The following is a 23,212-nucleotide window of genomic DNA, read 5'->3' as shown; positions in this document are numbered from 1 at the left end:
AATAACCTATAAAGTGAAATAAAAGAAAGAAGTACAAGATAATTTTTAAAATAATGAGATTAAGGGTTGCAAATCGCGTCATATCGTTCTTATAATGACGTCTCGTATATAGAATACGTGTTCAGTATATTGAACAAGTAATGAATTATCAATAATTATTTACGACTTACCAATGTATCCATTCTTATAAATAAACCCTATATGACAAGGAGCGTCAACATGTCACACGCGCTGCAGTTATCAAATCCAGATTTACTCAAACAATCTTGCTTCATCAAAGACGGCTGGCATGCTGCTAGTGATGAATCTTCGCTCGATGTCAACAACCCTTTTAATGGTGAGCTCATTGGTACTGTACCAAGTCTCACCACAGAAGATGTTAACGAAGCCGTTGCTTATGCTCATGATGTCCAAGCAGACTGGGCAGCAAAAACAGCCAAAGAGCGTGCAGAGTTATTGCAAAAGTGGGCTGATCTAATCGATGCCAATAAAGAAGATTTGGCCATCATTATGACCGCTGAGCAAGGTAAACCGCTGACTGAATCACGTGGTGAAGTAGGTTATGCCAACAGCTTTATCCGTTGGTTTGCCGAAGAAGGCAAGCGCGTCTATGGTGATGTGATTCCTGCTAATAGCACACAGCTACGTCATGTCGTTCTTAAGCAGCCAGTCGGTGTTTGTGCTGCTATCACGCCTTGGAACTTCCCAGCTGCGATGATCACGCGCAAAGTTGCTCCTGCACTAGCAGCAGGCTGTACGATTATCGTCAAACCTGCTACCGAGACACCATACTCTGCATTGGCACTAGGTGTATTGGCAGAACAAGCGGGTATACCAGCTGGCGTCATTCAGATCGTAACCGGTAAGTCTTCTGTCATCGGTGACATCCTAACGGGTGATGCACGCATCCATAAACTATCATTCACAGGCTCTACAGAAGTAGGCCGTACGCTGATGGCACAATGCGCGCCAACTATTAAGAAGCTATCGTTAGAGTTGGGTGGCAATGCGCCATTTATCGTCTTTGATGATGCCGATCTAGAGAAAGCCGCTGCTGGTTTAATCGCTTCTAAATATCGTAATGCTGGTCAGACTTGTGTCTGCGCCAACCGAGTATACGTTCAAGACAGCATTAAAGATAAATTCTTAGATGTTTTTGTCAAAAAAGTCGCTGAATTAAAAGTAGGTAACGGCTTAGAAGAAGGCGTCGATATTGGCCCGCTTATCAACAAAAAAGCCTTAGATAAAGTTCAAGCCTTGCTAAAAGATGCTCTGGATAAAGGCGCAAAACTGGTCACTGGTGGTAGTGTCAATGACGCATCAGAACTGACTTATAACCCAACGGTTATTACAGATATTAGCAGTGATATGGACATCGCCTCTGAAGAAATCTTCGGACCGATTGCAACCATCTTTACTTTCAAAGACGAAGCAGAAGTTATCCGTGCTGCTAACGATACGATTTATGGCTTGGCCGCTTACTTTTATAGTAGCGACTATGCTCGCTCATGGCGCGTTACTGAAGGGCTGGAGTACGGCATCATCGGCCATAATACTGGTCTAATTTCTACAGAAGTTGCCCCGTTTGGCGGCGTGAAGCAGTCTGGTTTTGGCCGTGAAGGCTCAAAATATGGTATCGAAGACTATATTACGACCAAGTACTGGTGCTCTGATATCACCTAATAGCCATAACCTAACGAGTTGGCTTAATGGTTAGCAAAGTAACAATTAGCAACGCATCAACTAGCGAAAATTTTTGGATATCTGTGGTGTTTTAGCTCAAATAAACACCATTTGATATCTATTGAGTACAAAGACAGAAATCAAATAAACCGCCAATCTCTAGATGGCACTTATGTTACGAACAAAGAAAAGGACATTCCCATGACTACCAATCAATCATTACTTGAGCGCCGCAAAGCTGTTTTACCAACAGGACTTGGGGTTGCCTTTCCTATCTTTGCAGAAAAAGCAAAGAACTCAGAAATCTGGGACATCGAAGGCAAGCGCTATATCGACTTTGTCGGTGGCATCTCAGTATTGAACACGGGTCATAGCCATCCAAAAATTACCCAACGTGTGCATGAGCAGCTAGACAAATTTACGCATACTGCGGCGCAAATGATTAACTACGAATGCTACGTGGATCTGGCTGAAAAGCTGTGCGAAAAAGCACCTATCAGCGGCGATACTAAAGCATTCTTTTTGACCACTGGCGCAGAAGCGGTTGAAAACTGCATCAAGATTGCTCGTGCTAAAACCCGTCGTCCAGGCGTGATTTCTTTTGTTGGTGGCTGGCATGGTCGTACCATGATGTGTATGAGCCTAACTGGCAAAGTACTACCATACAAAAAGAATTTTGGCCCGATGCCAGGACCTGTATTCCATGCGTTGTTCCCTGCAGAAGAGTTGAACGTAACAGAAGCGCAAGCGCTACATAGCCTTGACATGATTTTCCAAGCAGATATCGATCCTAGTGAAGTGGCTGCAATGATCGTTGAGCCAGTCCAAGGCGAGGGTGGTTTCCATCAAGTAACGCCTTCATTTGCTAAAGCGTTGCGTGAGATTTGTGATGAGCATGGCATCGTGCTTATTTTTGACGAAGTACAGTGTGGTTTTGCGAGAACCGGTACGTTGTTCGCCACTGAACAGCTAGGCGTTGAGCCTGATCTAATGACTGCTGCGAAGAGTTTGGCGGGTGGTTATCCTATCTCTGCGGTCATTGGCCGTGCTGACATTATGGATGCGCCGCAAGTCGGTGGCTTGGGCGGTACTTACTCTGGTAACCCACTTGCTTGTGTGGCGGCGCTTGCAGTCATGGAAGTGATCGAGGAAGAGAATTTACTTGAGCGTAGTGTTGTGATTGGTGATACCATCGCCGCGTTCTTAAAAGGCTTGAACCTAAGCAGTATCGGTCATATCCGTCATAAAGGCGCGATGCTAGCGTTTGAGCTAATTGATAGCGAAGGCAAACCTGATGCAGCAGCAGCAGCCAACTTAAAAGCAAAAGCATTTGAGCAAGGCCTACTACTAGCGTCTTGTGGTATGTATGGCAATGCTATTCGTGTGATGGTGCCATTAACAGTTGAAGACGACGTGCTACAAGAAGGTCTTGATATCATTAAAGGTATCCTTGCAGCTTAATAGTTATCGAGTGTCATAAAATTTAGCGATGGATCGCTTTTAATCAAACATTGATTTTGATTGAAAAGTTATAGTGAAGATAACGGCAAGGTTGCCCTTATGACACTCGCTTTGAGTGAGTTTTTTAACGGCGCCTTGCAAGTCAAGACGCCGTTTTTGTATTTGCTGTTTGCATACTATACCGACGGCAAATACAAGTTTTTCGGCGACGCGACAGACCCAACAAACATGATGGGTATGATCCCATGAAACAAAAATAGTGTAGCTGTAACAGGCTCACACGGATGAAACACAGACAAGGAGTAGGTTATGTCTGAATTAAAAAAGTCGCTAGGGGTGTTCGATATCATTGCACTGGCATTCGGTGCAATGGTCGGTTGGGGCTGGGTTGTACTGGCAGGTAGTTGGATCATCTCGGCAGGTATATGGGGCGCAATTAGCGCCTTTTTGATAGGCGGTCTAGTCGTCGTATTGATTGGTGTGACGTATGCTGAACTTGCGGCCTCTATGCCAATTACTGGCGGTGAGCATACCTATACCCACCGAGCACTAGGGGTCAATGTCTCCTTTATTTGCTCATGGAGTATTTTGTTCGGTTACTTCTCAGTCGTTGCGTTCGAAGCCGTGGCACTGCCCACCGTCGTCGAATACATTATTCCCAATTATAGCCAAGGGTATCTTTGGAATATCGCTGGCTGGGATGTTTACGCCACTTGGGTAGGCGTCGGGATGCTCGGTTCAGTGATTGTTACTTGGCTGAACATACGCGGTATGGAAGTCAGTGCTTGGTTTCAAAAGCTGGCAGTCGTGGGTATTTTCTGTGTAGGTATACTGCTGTTCGTTGGGGCATTGATGTTTAGTCCTGAGACCTCTAATACCGTACAAGCGCCTAACTTTATTGGTGGTATGGGTGGCATCATGACGGTGATGGTAATGGTACCGTTCTTGTTCGTTGGCTTCGATGTCATTCCTCAAGCTGCAGAAGAAATCAATCTATCTCGTCCGAACATCGGTAAGTTTTTGATCGTTTCTATTATTATCGCGGTGCTGTGGTATGTAGCAGTCGCTTGGAGTGTGGGTAAGACTTTACCGCTATTACAAGCACAAGACTCAACATTGGCAACGGCTGATGCGATGACCAATGCTTGGAATGGTAAGTGGGCAGGCACCTTGCTAGTTATTGGCGGCGTGCTAGGTATTTTATCGAGCTGGAACGCGTTTCTTATTGGTGGTAGTCGTCTGCTATATGCTATGGGCAAAACGCACATGTTGCCGCAGTTTTTGTGCAAGCTGCATCCTAAGTATAACACCCCAGTCAATGCGATCTTGTTGATTGGTGGTCTCGCGACACTCGCGCCATTGTTTGGTCGCAAAATGTTGGTATGGATTGTAGATGCTGGTGGGTTCGGTATCGTTATTGCTTATACTTGTGTGGCTCTTTCATTCTTAGTGCTGCGCTACCGTGAGCCTGATATGGTACGTCCGTTTAGAGTACCAGCAGGTAAGTTGGTTGGTATTATCACTATTATCTTAAGTCTCGGTATGTTGGCGCTTTACCTACCGGGCATGCCATCAGCCCTTGTTCCTATCGAGTGGTGGATATTCCTTGGTTGGACGGTTCTTGGCGGCGCAATGTATGGCTATGCATCAATGAAGAATCCTGGTAAAAGTAAAGAGATTATGGATCATGAGCTACATGAGCTCAAAATTGTTAATCAACAATGGTTAAAAGAAAATCCATATAAAAAGTAGACTTACTTATCGTTAATAAAAAAGCCTAACGTCAAACGTTAGGCTTTTTTTCATTTAACTAAGGTTTTAATCTATTAAGACTTATCACGAATCAGCTTATAGTTTAAGAACTCGGTGATACCAAGAGTGCCAAGCTCACGGCCAAAACCTGAACGTTTAACACCGCCAAATGGCGTATTGGCCTCAGAACCAGAAGGGGCGTTGATCGTCACCATACCGACTTCTAATTTGTCCGCAATCTCAGCCGCCAGTGCCGCATCTTGCGTTTGGATAGACGCACCCAGACCGAAAGGCACATCGTTGGCAATCTTGATAGCATGGTCGATATCATTTGCTTTATAGACGACTGCTACAGGACCAAACAGCTCTTCACGATATACATCCATGGATTCAGTCACATCTGTCAGTACCGCAGGCTTAAACCAAGCGCCAGGCTTGTCTTTGTCCATGCCGCCTTCTACTAATACTGTCGCACCTGCTTGGATAGCACTGTCTAACTGCGCTTGCAAGTTGACCGCAGCGGCTTTTGATGACATTGGGCCGATAAACGTATCTTCTTTGAGCGGGTCGGCCAAAGTCATGTTGCTGACTGCATTGGTAAAGCCTTCAACGAACTTGTCATAGACTGATTCAATGACGATCAAACGCTTGGCAGCATTACAGGCTTGTCCAGTATTGCCGAAACGACCAGCGATAGCGCCTTGTATCGCTTGCTCGATATCGGCATCGGCTGCGACGATAAAGGCATCTGAACCGCCCAATTCTAAAACGACTTTTTTGAGTGCGCCGCCAGCTTCTTTTGCAACGGCTTGTCCAGCGCGTTCAGAACCCGTCAGCGAGACACCTTGTACGCGTGTGTCATTGATGATGGTCGCTGATTGCTCATTGGTTGCAAAAATATTGTTATAAACGCCTTCAGGTACACCTGCATCTTTAAAGATATCGACGATAACTTCTGCGGTGTTTGGACACTGCGGTGCGTGTTTTAGAATAATTGTATTGCCTGCCATAAAGTTTGGCGCGACAAAACGGGCTACTTGGTAATGTGGATAGTTCCACGGCATGATACCTAGTAGCGCGCCTACAGGGTGTTTTTCTACCGATGCTGACCCTGAGTCTACATCAATGGTGCTTGGCGCTAGTAGCTGCTCAGCGTTGTCTGCATAGTAGCGATAGATATCAGCCACCAGACCAATCTCGCCTTTTGCTTGGGCAACAGGTTTGCCCATCTCATTGGCCACGATACGAGATAGCTCGTCTTGGCGCTCCAGATATATATCAGCGATTTTATGCAGTAGCGCACTGCGCTCATTTAATGGCACTTGACGCCAGCCTTTATAAGCGTTGTCTGCTTGCTTAATGACTTGTTGGATGTCTTGTTCAGTGGCAGTAGGGTAAGTGGCTTCTACTTCACCAGTGGCAGGGTTGTTGACTTGATAATCGCTCATGTGATGTCCTTTATTTTAAAATATTATTGAGTTCAAAATCCATTTGGGTCTATATTTTTATGCTGCTACTTTTGATTAAAGCTTTTGATTAATGCTTTTAGTTATTGCCTTTGATCGATGATTTTGGTTGCTGCTGCGTAATACAGTGAATATTACCGCCACCAAAAACCACTTCTTTCGTTCGTACTCCCACTACCTGATGCTTGAGGAAAGACTTTTTCAAGCTGACCGATGGCGAGTGAATCATTTATATCATCATATTGCGGTACAATGACCGCATCATTACAAATCAAAAAATTGGCATATGAAGCGATACAGACATCACCCGTTAGGCGAGGTTTGGCATCGTCAGAATGACAAGTATTTATGGCTATTGATTGTCTTCTGTCGTATCTACATTATGCGTTGTCTTCGATTTTTCTTTAGTCAGCTTTATTTTTGGATTTTTAGCAACAGGTTCAATATTTTTTACAGCGACGTTGAGCGCAGGTTTAGATGCTTTCTTCAGACTGCGTTTGATGCGTCGAACTGCGATAGCATCTGCTTTTGCTTGTTCTTCGGCAAGCGCTGCATCATGTAAGCTTTGATAGACTTCAAGCGTCTTTTCAATCATCTCACGCATGGTGAATTTGTTGGTCATTTCAGGACGCGTCACGCTCTCTAGCTGATTTCTAACCGCTTTACAGAGCGCATTGGCATTATATTTTTTTACCAGTCCTTGCGGGTAGAGCGGTTGTAAAATCTCGCTAAAGGCTGCTTGATCCCAACCAATGACTGGCGTACCTAGATGTATGGCTTGTAGGGCATTGATACCGATTGACTCGGGCTCATTGGCAAGTGCCATGACAATGTTGGCCGCCGATAGCCATTCTCGCATATCATTACGTTTGCTGCCCACATAGGTAATGCGCTCAGCCAGTCCCAAGCTGTTAGTACGTTGACGAAAATCTTCATGAGCGACATCGCCGTCTTTATAGTCTTCATCCATAATAATAACGTGAATATTGGGGAATTGCTCTTGCAGGTTACCCAAAATATCTATCAGCCACTCTTGTCCGTACTCATTACCGATTACAGTTGGGAATACGAGCCATTTTTTGTGCTCAAGCTCAGGGTATTCAGCAAAGGTATGACGTAACCAATAGACCGAAGGATTATGACGATAAGGGTAGCGCCGAGTGTCGATACCACGATAGATACGCGTGATGACTTTGGGATCTACGTCTTCGAGGCGCAGTCCTTTTTTTAAGTATTGAGTGACACTGTCAGATACGGTGATTATCGTATCAACATTGAGTAGGGCTTGAGAGTATTTATTAATAGGATAAAACCCATACATAGTCGAGACCAGTTTGGGAAAACGCCTGACGCGTGCGCGGCGCAGTGCCAAATGTAATATCCATGCAGGGGTACGCGAATGTACATGAATGACATCGGGTTCGTACTTTTCTATCAAATGCCGTAGGGCAGAGACTTGCAATAGCGATAGCCAAGACTTTTTATTCACGTGCAACTGATGGTAAATATTGCCATCACGTTTGAGACGTCTGACCAAGTCGTTGTCTTCATCGGCACTCGAGACAATGATAGAGGTATGCTCATTTTTGACCAATGCCCGCCCAAGATGAAAAATGCCGCGCTCGGATTCATCATGCTTTAGAGACGACAGTAAGCGCATAACTTTCATAATAGCGTTGGTTACCGGTTAGTAATATCAATTTGCTATTGTCAGTTAAAAGCGATTAAAACTCAACCATCAAGATAAAAAGATGAGGTCAGATAGGCGGTTTTTAGACTATATAAGCGTAAGACGTAGATTAATTAATAAGCACCAAAAGCCATTAGCGTCGTTTTTGTAAGTGCTCAGCATTGGGAAGTACTTGTTTTTCACTCAAGTATTTCCAGTAGCGCTGCGGGAGATATTGTTTATGCAGCTTAGGGTTTTTGCGCTCTTTGATATTGACGTTGGTAAAATACCCTTGCCAGAATTTTTGATAGCGCTGTTCATCAGGGCTATGGATGCTAGCAGGGTTGAGTAGTACCGCATCATCGAGGTCGGTGATGGTTTGTAGCTTTGCTGGACGTGATGGTGTGCTATTACTTTTATCGTAATAGATGCCATAGCCCCGAGTCAGATCATAGATCGCCCAGTGTTGATCTTGATAGCGCTGACGAAAGTGCTCTCCGATGAGTGGCAATACGTTAAAATCAGGCTCTACACGTGCAAAATAAATATCATCGGTTGTATGCTCAAAACGTACAAACGCCTCCATACGATGTTTCTCACGGCCGACAGATTTGACTGTCTGCACCAGTTCAAGCACGTCCAAATTACCCAAATCCTGCATAATCTGACGGCTAGGGTAGTCGATGGCGTATTTGACCACACGAAACAATGTCGTACCGATATCATCCTTTTCTGATAAAAAACCCCATAAGATATTTCGCATGCCTGAGCGACCTAATAGGGTATTTAATTTGACCAACACACGCTCGGCTCTATCCTCATCAGTTGCCACGCTAGTCGCCTGAGCGATGAGTGATGGCACATAGCAATCTTGCGCAGTTAGTTTCAGTGACATATCATTTTGCAGACGATTGGCATAGACATAAAACACAGCACTCAGCCAACCTTCAAAGCTAGGCTCATACAGTACAATGCTAGGCGTCAATTGACCGACAGCGTAAGAGTCGTTTTGCATAAGTGCTGACATGTTTTATCCTAAATTTTTATTATAAATACAGTAGCCAGATGGCAACTTTCTCTAGCACCCACTATCTAGAGCCATTCTAAAATAAAGCCAACTGCCCAGTACGTTGATCGTTAAACTTGGTTTGCGTTTGAGCCAATACATACTGACGGAAATTATCGCGCGTTAAATGAGCAAGGTGTTCGTTTTTGCCAGTGGTCGCGATGAAGTATTTAGCACGGTTGACCGCAGCGCCCATCTTTTTTAGATGGTATAGCGTTAATTGATTGAACTTACGTGCTTTGACGATTTTTTTAGCAGTTTTTGTACCGATACCTGGGATACGCACTATCATTTCATAAGTCGCTGTCTGGATATTGACTGGGAAATGCTCGCGATGGCGTATTGCCCAAGCAAGCTTTGGATCGCAGTCTAAATCTAAAAATGGCGACTCTGGCTCCACAATCTCATGCGCGCCAAAACCATAAAAGCGCATTAACCAATCTGCCTGATACAGACGATTCTCTCGTACCATCGGCACAGGCGTTCCAATCGCAGGCAAGCGATTATCAGAGAGCATAGGTACATAACCTGAGTAATAGACCCGCTTGAGATCATACGTTTTGTAGAAGTGACTCGATAGCTGAATCACCTGCAAGTCAGTCTCGTTACTCGCACCGACAATCATTTGACTGGTCTGACCTGCTGGCGTGAACTTAGGTGCTTTTTTGTGAGTTTTACGGCTTTCACGAATGGTGATGATTTCTTCTTTTACCGTCTCCATCGGTGCTTTTAATTGATCATGAGATTTTTCTGGCGCAAGCAAAGCCAACCCTGATTTGGTTGGAATCTCAATATTGACGCTCAAACGATCCGCATATAACCCTGCTTCTAGCAGCAGTTCTTTTGAGGCACCTGGGATGGTTTTTAGATGGATGTAACCATTAAAGCGCTCACGCGTACGTAAGAGTTTGGCGACTTCGACCAGTCGCTCCATTGTATAGTCGCCACTTTTAAAGATACCAGAGCTGAGAAATAGCCCTTCGATATAGTTACGGCGATAAAACTGCATGGTCAAGTCGACGACTTCTTCCACACTAAACGCAGCGCGCGGCGTGTCATTGCTTTTACGTGAAGTGCAATAAGCACAGTCATAAATGCAGTGATTGGTCAAAAGAATCTTTAATAGGCTGACGCAGCGACCATCTTCGGTGTAGCTGTGACAGATACCTGTTGCTGAGGCATCACCTAGTCCGCCGCCTTGGTTCTTACGAGTACCAGCGGAGGATGAGCAAGAGACATCATACTTGGCAGCATCGGCCAAGATATTGAGTTTGCCCTGTAATCTTTCATAATTGATGTTTGCCATAAGTCGCGTTTTACCAATTAATTATTGAGAGACTATTTTACCAAAATTATCGCTAAGTCATTGTATTTATAGGTGAAGTTAGAATGATATGCGACAACGGTTGTCGTCACAAAAATCTGAATTTTTGGATGTGATTTGAATTTATATAAAGATTTTTTCAGATAATAATCCAATGACCAAACCGCCAACGATACCTGCAATACCGAGTAATAAGAGAGGAATGGCTAGTATCGTGAATACCTGTGCTTGGCTTTTTTCCAAAAAAAGGTCTTGCTGACTAGAGCTAGTCCACAAGACCTTTTACATATTCAGATAGCTGTTAAATAATAATATGCGACAGTTTAATGTTTATTGAACCTTGGCACGTATGACGACGGTTTTGGCCGCATTGGCATCAAAGTTCACCAAGTTCCATTTTAGACCAGAGTAGTTTTCTTGGACAACTACCGTATTACCAACTTGCTGAATGGTTTGATAGCTGTCTCCGCCAGTGGTAGCAAGCGTCGGCAGAGGACTATTTAACGAGACTAACTGGACGCCACTTGGTAATGAGATCATGGCGTTGATGTCATTAACCGGCTGTGCTGTGGTATTGGTGTACGTGGTGTGATACTCAATCACATCACCAGGGGCAATATGATTGGCAGGAACGGCAACTTCACGTCCATCAGCATTTTTTAGAATTTTCATGACTTTGGTGTTGGCATTGACTACGCCAGGCGTGCTAAAAGTTGGGGTCAGTTGCAACGTATCCAAAGTTGTCGTCGTTGTCGTTACTTGATTGGTCACTGGCTGCTGCATAATCACTGGCGGGGTGACATTGGTTGCGACAGGTAGTACTTGCGTCACGCTGCTGGCAGGCGTGGTAATCACATCTACTTTAGTGACTTTATTGGTAATAGAGTTAGTCACTGGTACGCTAGTAACGGTCGTCGTACCTTGGACAACAGGAGACTGACGTACGACGTAGCGTGGCACAGTGGTCACCTGAGTCACCGCGTACGGCATGCCGTCTTGCATGGTGATACCGTTTGGTGTCGCCGTAATCGTAGCAGTTTTGCCATCAGAGTATTGCTCGACCACCGTGGTGCTACCGCTCGCAGAGGAGCTAATGGCAATCTCAGGGGCAGCATTGGCCGATGATGCGGCCAACATGATACCTGCTAGTAATGCAGACAGAGTTGCATTTTTTGCCATAGTCGTTTTAGTAGTTAACGCTTGAAAACCATCGTTCATAATCATAAAAGACTCCTCAAAAATAATAGTAAGTAATACAACAATAGATAATGCCTAGATAAACAAAACCCCCGCTAAATGACACCGAAAAATATGCCAAATAACGAGGGTAGTAGTGCTGATATTAGCCTATGTGTGCGATCAGACCATCATTATTTTTAGTAAGAGCGCAGCAGTGTTGACTTATATCAAAGTTATTCAATCTTAACTATTTCTTATTGAATAAACTTAATATTGAAGCTGTTGTGCACTCAAACTCAAATAATTATGCGCCAAAACAAATCACGGATAAAAGCAGCATTGTGTAACCGAAATGGTATAAATGCTATTTATGTGTAGTACAGTTTTCATCTATGGAGTCGCATAACTAAGTAGCTAGGCGCAATTATTGTCATCGAAGCTGCTATCTAAAAGACATTTCTCAAACTGTCTTCAATTGAGAACATCAAATTTATAGATTAGAACGCAGTGTAGCTATTAGTCGTATATAACTTTCATGACTTCATATTCGACTACACCTTTTGGCGTTTCAATGCGCACTTCGTCGCCTTCGAATTTACCAATCAAACCACGAGCGATTGGAGAGTTGACTGAGATTTTGCCAGCTTTAAAGTCAGCCTCATCATCGCCAACGATTTTGTACTGTTTCTCTTCTTCTGTGTCCATGTTTTCAATCACGACGCTGACACCAAACACGATACGGCCTTCTTTTGGCAGTGTCGAAGGATCGATGACTTGAGCGCCACCAAGTTTGGCTTCGATGTCACGAATACGTGCTTCACAAAAACCTTGCTGCTCACGGGCAGCATGGTATTCAGCATTTTCTTTCAAATCGCCGTGTTCGCGTGCTTCAGCAATCGATGCTGTGATACGTGGACGGTCGACACTTTTTAGCTGTTTTAATTCGGCTTCTAGAGCCGCGTGTCCTTGCGGAGTCATTGGGTAACGTTGCATGTTTTTTCCTTAAACCAATAACACCACACCACCTCATAATGAGATGGTGTCAGTGTTGTTGCAATGGATATAAAATATAAAAGAGTGATAATTAAGACGATGTAGTGAATAAGTTGGCTATCATTTATGAGTGTATCTCACCTCAATTCAAGCATAGGCGCACTTAAGCTTACGTAATAAAAAGCATAGTCGCAATTTAGCCACTATGCTTTTTAGGTCTATCACGGTAAAGGTATCGTTCCTCAAGCATGGTTGGCTATATTTAAAGCAAACAACGATACTTGAGTGAGCTTTTAGGCAAGCCTAACGGTTATGCTTAATCTACTGAAATTATTCAGCCACGTCAATAGACTTTGCTTGCCCATGCAAATCTTGTAACTTATAGACATCAAACGGTAAGTCAATCGCGTAAGATTTGCAGACGGCATCAGCGGCACCTAACGTGGTGACGTAGAATACTTTGCCCTGTAGCGCACTGCGGCGAATAGAGAACGAATCCTCTTGAGCTTGCTTACCTTCAGTCGTATTGATGATAAGGTCGATTTTGCCGTTTTTCAAGGCATCAACGATATGCGGGCGACCTTCAGTGACCTTGTTGATTTGCTGACTTTCGATACCAGCGTCGCTCAGTACTTTTTGCGTGCCAGTGGTCGAGACAATCTTAAAGCCAAAGTCTGCAAGCTGACGAGCAATCGGAGCGATTTGCGCTTTGTCACTGTCACGAACTGAGATAAAAACGGTTTTTGTCTCGCCTTCAGTCGGTAGACCTGGCAGACGCTCATTACTACCGATAATGGCCTTGTAGAATGCTTCGCCAAAGGTTTTGCCCACGCCCATGACTTCGCCCGTTGATTTCATCTCAGGACTCAAGATTGGGTCAACACCTGGGAACTTGGCGAATGGGAATACCGCTTCTTTGACCGCATAGAATGCTGGAACAATTTCAGTAGTAAAGCCTTGGTCTTTAAGCGAGGTACCAGCCATACAGCGCGCTGCAACCTGTGCTAACGAAGTACCGATACACTTAGAGACGAACGGTACTGTACGTGCAGCACGTGGGTTCACTTCTAGGATATATACGGTTTCGCCTTTTACTGCGAACTGTACGTTCATCAAACCGATAACGCCTAGCTCTTTTGCCATAGCAACCGTTTGCGCACGCATCACATCACATAGCTCTTTAGATAGCGAGTATGGTGGTAGTGAGCATGCTGAGTCACCTGAGTGAACGCCAGCCTGTTCGATATGTTGCATGATACCGCCGATGACAACATCAGTACCATCGCATACACAATCCACATCAACTTCGATGGCATCATCTAAGAAACGATCTAGCAAAACTGGCGCTTCGTTCGATGCTTGTACCGCAGTACGTAGGTAATGTCTTAACTCGTCTTCGTTATAGACGATTTCCATCGCGCGGCCACCTAATACATAAGATGGACGTACAACCAATGGATAGCCTACGTCTTTTGCTTTAACCAAGCCGTCTTCCAAGCTGGTTGCTAGAGCGTTTGATGGCTGTACTAGGTTTAGCTGCTGAATCATATGCTGGAAGCGCTCACGATCTTCGGCACGGTCGATCGCATCTGGGCTAGTACCGATGATTTTAACGCCTGCTGACTCTAGTGCACGAGCAAGCTTCAATGGTGTTTGACCACCGAACTGTACAATCACGCCATCTGGGTTTTCGATACGAACAATCTCTAGCACGTCTTCTAATGTGATTGGCTCAAAGTATAGACGGTCAGAAGTGTCATAATCGGTTGAAACCGTTTCAGGGTTACAGTTGACCATGATGGTCTCGTAACCATCTTCATGCATGGCAAGCGCTGCATGCACACAGCAGTAATCAAACTCAATACCTTGGCCGATACGGTTAGGACCGCCACCGATAACCATGATTTTCTTTTTGTCTGTTGGATTGGCTTCACATTCGCTATCGTACGTTGAGTACATATAAGCCGTGCTAGTAGCAAACTCTGCGGCACAGGTATCGACACGCTTATAGACTGGATAGACGTTTAGATCCCAACGCTTTTTGCGTAGTTGTTTCTGTGAGATACCAAGCAATTTAGCCAAACGCAAATCTGATAAGCCTTTACGTTTAAAACTACGTAGATTTTTCTCGTTCAAGCCGCCAAAACCCAGTGATTTTACGGTAGCTTCTGTTTTAACGATGTCTTCGATTTGTACCAAGAACCATGGGTCAATCTTAGTAAAGTTAAACACTTCATCGACACTCATACCGACGCGGAATGCATCTGCAACGTAGTAGATACGCTCAGGTGTTGGAATGGTTAGGCGGTTGATGATTTCGCTACGTGCTTTTTCGGCGCTTACTTTTGATAAGTCAATTTGCTCATCAAAACCATCCGCACCTGTTTCCATACCGCGTAAGGCTTTTTGCATCGACTCTTGGAAGTTACGACCAATTGCCATCACTTCACCGACCGATTTCATCTGAGTCGATAGGATGTTGTCTGCTTGTGGGAATTTTTCAAAGTTAAAACGAGGTATCTTGGTCACGACATAATCAAGCGCAGGCTCAAAGCTGGCTGGCGTTTTGCCACCAGTAATGTCATTTTGCAATTCGTCTAGCGTATAACCAATGGCCAGTTTCGCTGCGATTTTGGCAATCGGGAAGCCAGTGGCTTTTGAGGCTAGGGCAGACGAGCGTGATACGCGTGGGTTCATCTCGATGACGACCATGCGACCAGTGTCAGGGTTGATACCGAACTGTACGTTTGAGCCGCCTGTTTCAACACCGATCTCACGCAGTACTGCTAATGACGCATTACGCATGATTTGGTATTCTTTGTCGGTCAAGGTCTGTGCTGGTGCGACGGTGATTGAGTCGCCTGTATGCACGCCCATTGGATCAAAGTTTTCGATGGCACAAATGATGATGCAGTTGTCGTTTTTGTCACGAACCACTTCCATCTCGTACTCTTTCCAACCAATCAATGACTCATCGATAAGCAGTTGATGGTTTGGAGACAAGTCAAAACCGCGCTCGCAGATTTCAATGAACTCATCGCGGTTATAAGCGATACCACCGCCTGAACCACCCATCGTGAATGATGGACGAATGATACACGGATAGCCCATTTTTTCTTGAGTAGCAAAGGCTTCTTCCATGGTTTCAGCCGTTTCAGCGCGAGGGCACTCAAGGCCAATACGCTTCATGGCTTTATCAAACAAGTTGCGGTCTTCTGCCATTTCGATTGAGTCTTTGGTTGCACCAATCAACTCACAGTTATACTTGGTCAATACACCGTGCTTGTCTAGCTCTAGCGCACAGTTTAGTGCTGTCTGTCCGCCCATCGTTGGCAAGATTGCATCTGGACGTTCTTTGGCAATGATTTGCTCAACGGTTTGCCAAGTAATCGGCTCGATATAGGTCGCGTCAGCCATGACAGGGTCAGTCATGATGGTCGCAGGGTTTGAGTTGACCAAGATGACGCGGTAGCCTTCTTCTTTTAGTGCTTTACACGCCTGTGCGCCTGAATAGTCAAACTCACATGCTTGGCCGATGACGATAGGGCCTGCGCCAATGATAAGAATGCTTTTTATGTCGGTACGTTTTGGCATAGTTAGAGCTACCTTCGTTTGGGTGATAATTTGAGTAATCTTTATTTTTGATAACGCTCATGGCGTCTTATGCTTGCAGTGCTTTATTTAATGCCGCTTGAAGCGCTATGGACGATTCAAGCGTTTACTTATTATGTAGTTATAATCAACCGTTTACGCTTGGGCAGTTTTAGACTGTTCCATCATATCCGCAAACTTATCAAACAATGGCGCGCAGTCATGTGGACCAGGGCTGGCTTCTGGGTGACCTTGGAAGCTAAATACAGGCTTATCGGTCAGCTCGATACCTTGGTTGGTACCATCAAATAGTGAGCGATGAGTAGATTTAACGTTGTCAGGTAGCGTGTCTTCATCAACCGCAAAACCATGGTTCTGACTGGTAATCATAACCGTGCCATTCGCCAAATCTTGTACTGGATGGTTGGCACCATGATGGCCTGTTTTCATCTTGATGGTATTTGCACCGCTAGCCAGACCAATCAGCTGATGGCCTAAGCAGATGCCAAACGTTGGCACGTCAGTTTGCTCAATGATGTGGCGTACCGCATCGATAGCGTAATCACAAGCTGCAGGATCACCAGGGCCGTTTGATAAGAAGATGCCATCTGGGTTCATTGCTAGCACATCAGCGATAGGGGTCTGTGCTGGTACAACCGTTACGTGACAACCGCGGTCGACGAGCATGCGTAGGATGTTGGTTTTGCTACCGAAGTCATAAGCGACTACGTTGTGTTTAGAATCGATGTGAGTGCCGAGTTGCTTAAAGAAGCCGCCAGTACCGCTATCATGACTACCAGGGATATCGCGGTTGAGTAGGGTGTCTGATAAATCCCAGGTACCCGCTGTCCACTCGAAGTTCTCTTTAGTACAGCATTCTTTTGCCAAGTCCATGCCTTTTAGACCTGCAAAGCCTTTCGCTAACTCAATCGCTTTTTGCTCATCGTCGCTACTGATCGTCTCGCCGTTTGAGGCAGTCATGATACAGCCGTTCTGTGCACCTTTATCACGTAATAGACGTGTTAGCTGACGGGTATCAATTTCAGCGATAGCCACTGTCTCATTACGCTGTAAATAGTCGCTAAGTGACTCTGAGTTACGGAAGTTAGAGGTTACCATGGTGGCATCACGGATGATAAGACCGTCTGCCCATACTTTATGGCCATTGCCAGATTCTGTGTCCTCAGCGTTGGTGCCTGTATTACCGATATGAGGGTAAGTCAAAGTCACCAGCTGGCGGGCATAACTTGGATCGGTTAGGATTTCTTGATACCCTGTCATGGCTGTGTTAAATACCACTTCACCAATACGATGACCTAGGCTGCCGATACTGACACCGCGAAAGATTGTACCGTCTGCTAGTGCCAAAATTGCTTGTATTTCTGCCGATGAATTCAAGGATTGCCTCCGCTGTTATTGGTGAGTGCCATCATGTTTTGTTGGACTAAAATTGCTCCGTATCCTTTTATTTACGGCATTTGACTGTTGTCATATAAAAGTAAAAAAAGGGCGATACACAAAAATTTTCCACAAAAAAGCGAGAAGACATTATTGATGAAAACTACAAAACCCACTAGATAGTGAATAGGTAACTTGCATCATGTCCGCTCGCTTAGGCACAGATTTTGCGTATTATATACAAAATAGACGGTTATAGCTAGCCGATTTACTGGATTATTAGTCATTTCATAGCTAATAATGAGGACTTTATAAAGATATTAACTTTATAAAATAGCCTAAGCAAATACAAGCTACCTTTTCTTTTATCAAAATCAACATCCAGCGTGTATTAATAGCGCTGGATTTTCGCAGTTGGCTTTGCCACAATGGACAGCGCAGCGCTAAACCCAATTTTTATGATCGTTTGTTATAACAATAATGAAGATGACAAGGAGTCGTTATGATTTATCAGTATTTAGACAAAACCCCTGAGTTTGCCGCACCGTTCAACGGTTGGGTAGCAGATTCAGCGCAAGTGATGGGCGATGTGTATTTAGGCCATCAAGCCAATATTTGGTTCGGTGCAGTGATACGCGGTGACAACGATCGTATCCATATCGGTGACTATAGTAATGTACAAGAAAACAGTGTGATTCATACTGATGCAGGTATCAAAGTCACTATTGGTAATTACGTGACTATCGGTCATCTAGCTATGCTACATGGCTGTGAAGTCGGTGATAACAGTCTGATTGGTATTGGCGCTGTGGTACTTAATAATGTCAAAATCGGTAAAAACTGTCTGATAGGGGCGAAAGCCTTAATTACTGAAGGTCAGGTTATTCCAGATAACTCGCTAGTGATGGGCGCGCCTGCAAAAGTCGTCAAGACACTGACCGATGAGCAAGCAGCAATGCTAAAAATGTCAGCGCTACATTATGCTGAGCGTTGCCAGAAATTTAAAACTGGCTTAACAGAAATAGCGATGCCTGACTAAGGGTAAGTAAACGAGCTAAGTTTAAATAGATAGACGATAGGGCGCATACTTATTTCATTTACATGCTGTTTAAGTGATACGGCTCAGCCTTAGTAGATAACTGTACCTAATTTTATTAAATAATTCATATTTTTTCGCAACCAACGATAAGGTCTCACCATGCAGGCAAATCAAGCACAAATACAACAAAAGCAACTGGCATTATTTGATTTAGATCATACATTACTTGATGTCGATAGCGATTATCTCTGGGGTGAGTATATCGTAAAGCATGACCTTGTCGATGAGGCGCAGTACCGCACTGCCAATCAGAAATTTTATAATGACTATATTGAAGGTACGCTAGACGCGACAGAGTATAATGAATTCGTCGCGCAGTTTTTAAGCAGTCTGCCGCTTGATAGACTTGATGAGCTAAGAGAAGACTATATTAAAAGTGAAATCGAGCCACATATTCGCCCAAAAGCAATGGAAGCGTTGTGCCAGCACATTGAGCAAGGGCACGATGTGGTGATTATTTCTGCGACCAATGATTTTGTGGTATCGGCCATTGCCAAGCGTTTTGGTATTGAAGCTGCCAATGTATTGGCAACGCCGCTCGAGATCAAAGATAATCGCTATACAGGTAAGCTAACTGATAGACCAAACTTCCAAGCGGGCAAAATATACCATTTGGATAAATGGCTAAATAAACAGCAAGCCTCTGGCATCACCTTTGAAAAAACGTACGCGTATTCAGATTCTAAAAATGATATTCCGTTACTCGAATGGGCTGATGTGGCCGTTTGCGTATCACCTGATGATGCGTTACATGCGCATGCTTTGGCACATCGCTGGGCAGTAGAAGATTGGTCAATATAGGCTGTCCAATCTAATAATAATAGCAACATTGGCAATAGCGATAATTAGCGAACCATTTAGTCTCAATCTCATTTAAAATAGCGCCACATTCGTTATTTATTTTTATTAGAAAAACAGGAATATTTATGGAAATCAATCCGTATCAAGAACAAATTAAAGATTTATCAGAGCGTGGGCAGGATTTGCGGAGGTATCTTTGACTTCGATGGTAAGCAAGAACGCTTAGAAGAAGTCAATTTGGAATTAGAAAACCCTGAGCTATGGAACGATCCAGAGCGCGCGACCAAAATCAACAAAGAAAAAAGTCACCTTGATGGTGTCATCGATGTGGTGGTTTCTCTTGAAACCACACTAGAAGACGCGTCTGCCATGCTAGAGTTGGCAGTTGAAGCAGAAGATGAGTCATTGCTAGCCGATGTGCAGAGCGAGCTAGATAGCGCTGAGAAACGTGTTGCTGACTTAGAATTCCGCCGGATGTTTAGCGGTGAGATGGATCCAAACAATTGTTACTTAGATATTCAGTCAGGCAGTGGCGGCACCGAAGCGCAAGACTGGGCTGAAATGCTGCTACGTATGTACACACGCTGGGCTGAAGCTCATGGCTTTAAAGTAGATGTTATTGAAGTGTCATCAGGCAGTGTAGCTGGTATCAAGTCTGCAACGATTGAGATCAAAGGCGATTATGCGTTTGGCTGGTTGCGTACCGAAATTGGCGTCCACCGTTTGGTACGTAAATCACCATTTGATAGTAATAATGGTCGTCATACGTCGTTTGCTGCGGTGTTTGTGTCGCCTGAGATTGATGATAACGTCGAGATTGATATCAATCCAGCGGACTTGCGTATCGATACCTATCGCTCATCTGGGGCGGGTGGTCAGCATGTAAACACGACAGATTCTGCGGTACGTATTACCCATGAGCCGTCGGGCGTGGTAGTGACCTGTCAAAATGAGCGTAGTCAACATGGTAACAAAGCCACGGCGATGAAGATGCTACGTGCTAAGCTCTATGAGTTAGAGATGCAAAAACGTATGGAATCACAGCAAGCAGTCGAAGACGGTAAGTCTGATGTCGGCTGGGGCAGTCAAATTCGTTCGTACGTGCTCGATGATTCACGCATCAAGGACTTACGTACGGGTGTTGAGACCTTTAACACTGGTGCGGTGCTAGATGGTGACCTCGATCAGTTTATTGAAGCGAGTCTAAAAGCAGGATTGTAAAAGGCTGTTTTAAATAAGCAGCCGTTTTAAAATAGTAACCAATATTTAATTAAGGAAAATTATGCCAAGCGTTAATAATTATTTTGATGATAAAGTGACTTCTATTGCTTTTCAAACGGCTACTAAGCCTGCAACTGTCGGCGTCATGGAAATTGGTGAGTATGAGTTTGGCACCAGTGAATTTGAAACCATGAGCGTGGTGAGCGGTGCATTGACCGTAAAATTACCAGAGAGTGATGAGTGGCAAACGTTTAACGCTGGCGAGCAGTTTACCGTTGAAGCTAATCAGAAGTTCCAAGTAAAAGTAGACGTCGAAACCGCTTATCTATGTGTATACGGTAAATAACGACTTCTAAGTTATAGCAGTATCAAAACGAAAAACGCCAAGTATTTTATGCTTGGCGTTTTTTTATGCATGTTTTTTAAAATAGGCATGAACTTTAATAAAGCAGTCAACACAGGGTTAATTAAAATTATAGGTTTTTACGATACTGCACCATGTTGGTCAAGCTGGCGATATTGTCGTATAGCTTACGTGCAGATGTATTATTTTCTTGCGTTACCCAATAGACACGGTTGCAGTTTTTCTCATTGGCAAAAGCATATACCGCTTCGATCAACGCACGTCCAACGCCTTGACCGCGCATATTTTCACTCGCGTATAGATCTTCTAAATAGCAACAGTCAGTAGTGTTCCAAGTATTGGGGTGCAGCACGACATGGGTAAAACCTACCAAGATATCATCCTTCCATGCTCCAAATCCATAAATAGGGATATCGTTGTTAAGCAGGTTGTGCCATGTCGCATCAATTATGCTCATTGGTAAACTGGTCTCATAAAATCTGAGATAATTTTGCCATAAATTTAACCATGAAGCGTAATCTTTGTGAGCCAGTAGCTTAATTTTTACAGATGAATGTTTCATTTTTTTTAATAAACTTAAGTTGTGGATAGCGCTAAATTATGCCTCAAAAAAGTAGCGTTTAGAACCCATATCACGATTTTGTCACTGCTTTATTTTACACATCGATTACACTTTGTCTGTGCCAAATAAACAGCAAAAACTACCGTCATTAATTATGCTAAAACCATGAACTCTCAAAGGTATACAGGTTTATGACAAAGGCAACAGTAAAGGCAAGCCAGCAAACAATGACCAAAGACGTGCGTCATGATTACGAGCATCTCGCACGCCGTGCCAATTTGCGTTATGTGAGTGACGACGAACCAGGCTACGAGCGTAGACGTTGGGGTTGCGGCTTTACTTATCGTGATGCAACAGGCAACACGGTCAAAGACAAAGCATTGCGTCAGCGTTTTGATGCATTGGTGATACCGCCCATGTGGTCAGAGGTGTGGATATGCCAAGACGAAAGAGGCCATTTGCAATCAACAGGGCGAGACGAAAAATCACGCAAACAGTATCTGTATCATCCGTCATGGAACAACATCCGTGACCAAGCAAAGTTTGATGCGATGATAGGATTTGCAGAGGCACTGCCCAATCTACGCGCGCAGGTGGAGGCAGATTTGGAAGCAGAGTCCTTATCACGTACCAATGTGCTTGCTGCCGTTGTTAAATTGCTTGAAACTACTTTGATTCGTATTGGTAATAGCCGCTACGCCAAACAAAATAAAAGCTATGGTCTAAGTACGTTACGTAGTAAGCATGTCAGCGAAACCGACAATGGACTGGCGTTTGATTTTGTCGGAAAAAGTGCAAAAGAGCATCATATTGAGCTACAAGACGAGCGATTGATTGACATCGTGCAAGCCTGTTCTGAGCTGCCAGGCTATCAGATATTCAAATATCTAGATGATAATGGGCATAAGCAAGTCGTTGATAGTAGTGATATCAATGACTACTTACGGATGCATACGTGCGGCATGGACTGCGAAAGTAAACTGTACAGCGCAAAGGATTTTCGTACATGGATGGCAAGTGTTCTTGCAGCAAGCTACCTATATGACGAACTGCAAACAACTGCAGGCGCTAACATATTAACCAGTGCACCAGAAAGCGCTGAGCGACAGCAATTAGTCACTGATATGGTAAAAAGTGTGGCAGCAGAGCTGGGCAACACACCAACCGTATGCCGTGCCTCTTATATTCATCCCATTGTCATTGAGCGTTTTTTGGCAGGGCAGTTCTTTGAGACTTACAAACAAGCACGCCGTGGACGAACCAAAAAATACCAAAGTTGTGAAGAAAAAGCATTGTTAGGGTTTTTAAGAGCTGATGTTTAGATGTGAGATTTTAGATAATAATATTGAGGTGTTAATTCTTTAATAGGAAATTGAAAATATGCGGCAGTACTTTGGCTATTGTAGGTGTCTTTGCGGATTTATAACGAATTAATGATAATTAGTTATAGATTATCTCTATTTCTATAAAATAAAAATGATACGTTATGTATTGAAATAAACGTAAAAATGCGTTACTAATAGAGCATGATAAATACGAACCTATGAAACGGTCTATAGGATGTGGCCGTTTTTCCATCATAA

18 protein-coding genes are annotated in these 23,212 nt (G+C 44.1%); 8 read left to right on the top strand and 10 right to left on the bottom strand.

The features are described 5' to 3' along the window. Nucleotides 1-219: 219 nt before the first annotated feature. From QL898_RS00375 to QL898_RS00365, 3 genes are all read left to right on the top strand, one after another. Nucleotides 220-1,683, top strand: a complete 1,464-nt coding sequence (locus tag QL898_RS00375; RefSeq protein WP_290175430.1) for an NAD-dependent succinate-semialdehyde dehydrogenase — start codon at nucleotides 220-222, stop codon at nucleotides 1,681-1,683. A gap of 201 nt (nucleotides 1,684-1,884) precedes the next feature. Then, on the top strand, nucleotides 1,885-3,144 hold the full coding sequence (gabT, locus tag QL898_RS00370; protein WP_290175429.1) for a 4-aminobutyrate--2-oxoglutarate transaminase: 1,260 nt from the start codon (nucleotides 1,885-1,887) through the stop codon (nucleotides 3,142-3,144). A gap of 309 nt (nucleotides 3,145-3,453) precedes the next feature. After that, entirely contained in the window at nucleotides 3,454-4,896 is a 1,443-nt protein-coding gene (locus QL898_RS00365; RefSeq protein ID WP_290175428.1) for an APC family permease, read from the top strand. Between the two features lie 74 nt (nucleotides 4,897-4,970). On the opposite strand, the gene QL898_RS00360 is transcribed toward QL898_RS00365, so the two are convergent. From QL898_RS00360 to carA, 9 genes are all read right to left on the bottom strand, one after another. After that, nucleotides 4,971-6,344: an NAD-dependent succinate-semialdehyde dehydrogenase gene (locus tag QL898_RS00360; RefSeq protein ID WP_290175427.1), complete on the bottom strand. Its 1,374-nt coding sequence runs from the start codon at nucleotides 6,342-6,344 to the stop codon at nucleotides 4,971-4,973. 97 nt (nucleotides 6,345-6,441) lie between these two features. Next, the gene (locus QL898_RS00355; RefSeq protein WP_290175426.1) at nucleotides 6,442-6,591 is read right to left on the bottom strand and encodes an agmatine deiminase family protein; all 150 of its coding nucleotides are present in this window, start codon (nucleotides 6,589-6,591) and stop codon (nucleotides 6,442-6,444) included. Nucleotides 6,592-6,714: 123 nt separating this feature from the next. After that, entirely contained in the window at nucleotides 6,715-8,031 is a 1,317-nt protein-coding gene (locus QL898_RS00350) for a glycosyltransferase family 4 protein (protein WP_160021320.1), read from the bottom strand. 154 nt (nucleotides 8,032-8,185) lie between these two features. Beyond that, nucleotides 8,186-9,058, bottom strand: coding sequence for a TIGR03915 family putative DNA repair protein (locus tag QL898_RS00345; RefSeq protein WP_160021319.1), 873 nt, complete (start codon nucleotides 9,056-9,058; stop codon nucleotides 8,186-8,188). Between the two features lie 76 nt (nucleotides 9,059-9,134). Continuing rightward, nucleotides 9,135-10,403 carry a putative DNA modification/repair radical SAM protein gene (locus QL898_RS00340; protein WP_057760729.1) on the bottom strand — a complete coding sequence of 423 codons (1,269 nt, stop codon included), beginning with the start codon at nucleotides 10,401-10,403 and terminating at the stop codon, nucleotides 9,135-9,137. 348 nt (nucleotides 10,404-10,751) lie between these two features. Then, nucleotides 10,752-11,645, bottom strand: coding sequence for a hypothetical protein (locus QL898_RS00335; protein ID WP_240990932.1), 894 nt, complete (start codon nucleotides 11,643-11,645; stop codon nucleotides 10,752-10,754). Between the two features lie 471 nt (nucleotides 11,646-12,116). Continuing rightward, nucleotides 12,117-12,593 carry a transcription elongation factor GreA gene (greA, locus tag QL898_RS00330; RefSeq protein WP_057760725.1) on the bottom strand — a complete coding sequence of 159 codons (477 nt, stop codon included), beginning with the start codon at nucleotides 12,591-12,593 and terminating at the stop codon, nucleotides 12,117-12,119. Between the two features lie 330 nt (nucleotides 12,594-12,923). After that, nucleotides 12,924-16,187: a carbamoyl-phosphate synthase large subunit gene (carB, locus tag QL898_RS00325; protein ID WP_290175425.1), complete on the bottom strand. Its 3,264-nt coding sequence runs from the start codon at nucleotides 16,185-16,187 to the stop codon at nucleotides 12,924-12,926. Between the two features lie 153 nt (nucleotides 16,188-16,340). After that, nucleotides 16,341-17,582, bottom strand: a complete 1,242-nt coding sequence (carA, locus tag QL898_RS00320) for a glutamine-hydrolyzing carbamoyl-phosphate synthase small subunit (protein ID WP_160021318.1) — start codon at nucleotides 17,580-17,582, stop codon at nucleotides 16,341-16,343. Between the two features lie 502 nt (nucleotides 17,583-18,084). Between carA and QL898_RS00315 the strand changes: the two genes are divergently transcribed. The 4 genes from QL898_RS00315 to QL898_RS00300 all read left to right on the top strand — a co-directional run bounded on the left by QL898_RS00315 (nucleotide 18,085) and on the right by QL898_RS00300 (nucleotide 21,049). After that, complete coding sequence (locus tag QL898_RS00315; RefSeq protein ID WP_057760719.1) at nucleotides 18,085-18,621, top strand: gamma carbonic anhydrase family protein; 537 nt, start codon at nucleotides 18,085-18,087, stop codon at nucleotides 18,619-18,621. Nucleotides 18,622-18,780: 159 nt separating this feature from the next. Next, nucleotides 18,781-19,482, top strand: coding sequence for an HAD family hydrolase (locus QL898_RS00310; protein ID WP_290175424.1), 702 nt, complete (start codon nucleotides 18,781-18,783; stop codon nucleotides 19,480-19,482). Between the two features lie 125 nt (nucleotides 19,483-19,607). Next, nucleotides 19,608-20,703, top strand: a protein-coding gene (gene prfB, locus QL898_RS00305) for a peptide chain release factor 2 (RefSeq protein ID WP_102078362.1) whose coding sequence is annotated in 2 segments (ribosomal slippage) — nucleotides 19,608-19,679 and nucleotides 19,681-20,703 — 1,095 coding nt in all. Because the reading frame shifts where the segments join, the coding sequence is not laid out codon by codon here. A 61-nt stretch (nucleotides 20,704-20,764) separates the two neighbouring features. Next, the gene (locus tag QL898_RS00300; RefSeq protein ID WP_057760713.1) at nucleotides 20,765-21,049 is read left to right on the top strand and encodes a pyrimidine/purine nucleoside phosphorylase; all 285 of its coding nucleotides are present in this window, start codon (nucleotides 20,765-20,767) and stop codon (nucleotides 21,047-21,049) included. Between the two features lie 127 nt (nucleotides 21,050-21,176). Here QL898_RS00300 and QL898_RS00295 read toward each other — a convergent pair whose 3' ends face one another. Further along, nucleotides 21,177-21,629: a GNAT family N-acetyltransferase gene (locus tag QL898_RS00295; RefSeq protein WP_201547761.1), complete on the bottom strand. Its 453-nt coding sequence runs from the start codon at nucleotides 21,627-21,629 to the stop codon at nucleotides 21,177-21,179. A gap of 191 nt (nucleotides 21,630-21,820) precedes the next feature. On the opposite strand from QL898_RS00295, the gene QL898_RS00290 reads away from it, so the two are divergent. Continuing rightward, nucleotides 21,821-22,951 (top strand): DNA topoisomerase IB, encoded by a 1,131-nt coding sequence (locus QL898_RS00290; RefSeq protein WP_290175423.1) that lies wholly within the window; start codon nucleotides 21,821-21,823, stop codon nucleotides 22,949-22,951. Nucleotides 22,952-23,212: the final 261 nt, after the last annotated feature.

Source organism: Psychrobacter sp. APC 3279 (genome assembly GCF_030407795.1).
Classification (GTDB): Bacteria; Pseudomonadota; Gammaproteobacteria; order Pseudomonadales; family Moraxellaceae; genus Psychrobacter.
This window is presented reverse-complemented; position numbering and strand designations above follow the sequence as displayed.

Excerpts from the sequence above, each read along its gene's own strand:
- QL898_RS00290 (WP_290175423.1), top strand. The coding sequence starts at position 21,821 with ATGACAAAGGCAACAGTAAAGGCAAGCCAGCAAACAATGACCAAAGAC.
- QL898_RS00295 (WP_201547761.1), bottom strand. The coding sequence starts at position 21,629 with ATGAAACATTCATCTGTAAAAATTAAGCTACTGGCTCACAAAGATTAC.
- QL898_RS00345 (WP_160021319.1), bottom strand. The coding sequence starts at position 9,058 with ATGTCAGCACTTATGCAAAACGACTCTTACGCTGTCGGTCAATTGACG.
- QL898_RS00365 (WP_290175428.1), top strand. The coding sequence starts at position 3,454 with ATGTCTGAATTAAAAAAGTCGCTAGGGGTGTTCGATATCATTGCACTG.
- QL898_RS00375 (WP_290175430.1), top strand. The coding sequence starts at position 220 with ATGTCACACGCGCTGCAGTTATCAAATCCAGATTTACTCAAACAATCT.
- greA (WP_057760725.1), bottom strand. The coding sequence starts at position 12,593 with ATGCAACGTTACCCAATGACTCCGCAAGGACACGCGGCTCTAGAAGCC.
- QL898_RS00340 (WP_057760729.1), bottom strand. The coding sequence starts at position 10,403 with ATGGCAAACATCAATTATGAAAGATTACAGGGCAAACTCAATATCTTG.
- QL898_RS00300 (WP_057760713.1), top strand. The coding sequence starts at position 20,765 with ATGCCAAGCGTTAATAATTATTTTGATGATAAAGTGACTTCTATTGCT.
- QL898_RS00360 (WP_290175427.1), bottom strand. The coding sequence starts at position 6,344 with ATGAGCGATTATCAAGTCAACAACCCTGCCACTGGTGAAGTAGAAGCC.
- QL898_RS00355 (WP_290175426.1), bottom strand. The coding sequence starts at position 6,591 with ATGATTCACTCGCCATCGGTCAGCTTGAAAAAGTCTTTCCTCAAGCAT.
- QL898_RS00335 (WP_240990932.1), bottom strand. The coding sequence starts at position 11,645 with ATGATTATGAACGATGGTTTTCAAGCGTTAACTACTAAAACGACTATG.
- QL898_RS00350 (WP_160021320.1), bottom strand. The coding sequence starts at position 8,031 with ATGAAAGTTATGCGCTTACTGTCGTCTCTAAAGCATGATGAATCCGAG.
- gabT (WP_290175429.1), top strand. The coding sequence starts at position 1,885 with ATGACTACCAATCAATCATTACTTGAGCGCCGCAAAGCTGTTTTACCA.
- QL898_RS00315 (WP_057760719.1), top strand. The coding sequence starts at position 18,085 with ATGATTTATCAGTATTTAGACAAAACCCCTGAGTTTGCCGCACCGTTC.
- QL898_RS00310 (WP_290175424.1), top strand. The coding sequence starts at position 18,781 with ATGCAGGCAAATCAAGCACAAATACAACAAAAGCAACTGGCATTATTT.
- carB (WP_290175425.1), bottom strand. The coding sequence starts at position 16,187 with ATGCCAAAACGTACCGACATAAAAAGCATTCTTATCATTGGCGCAGGC.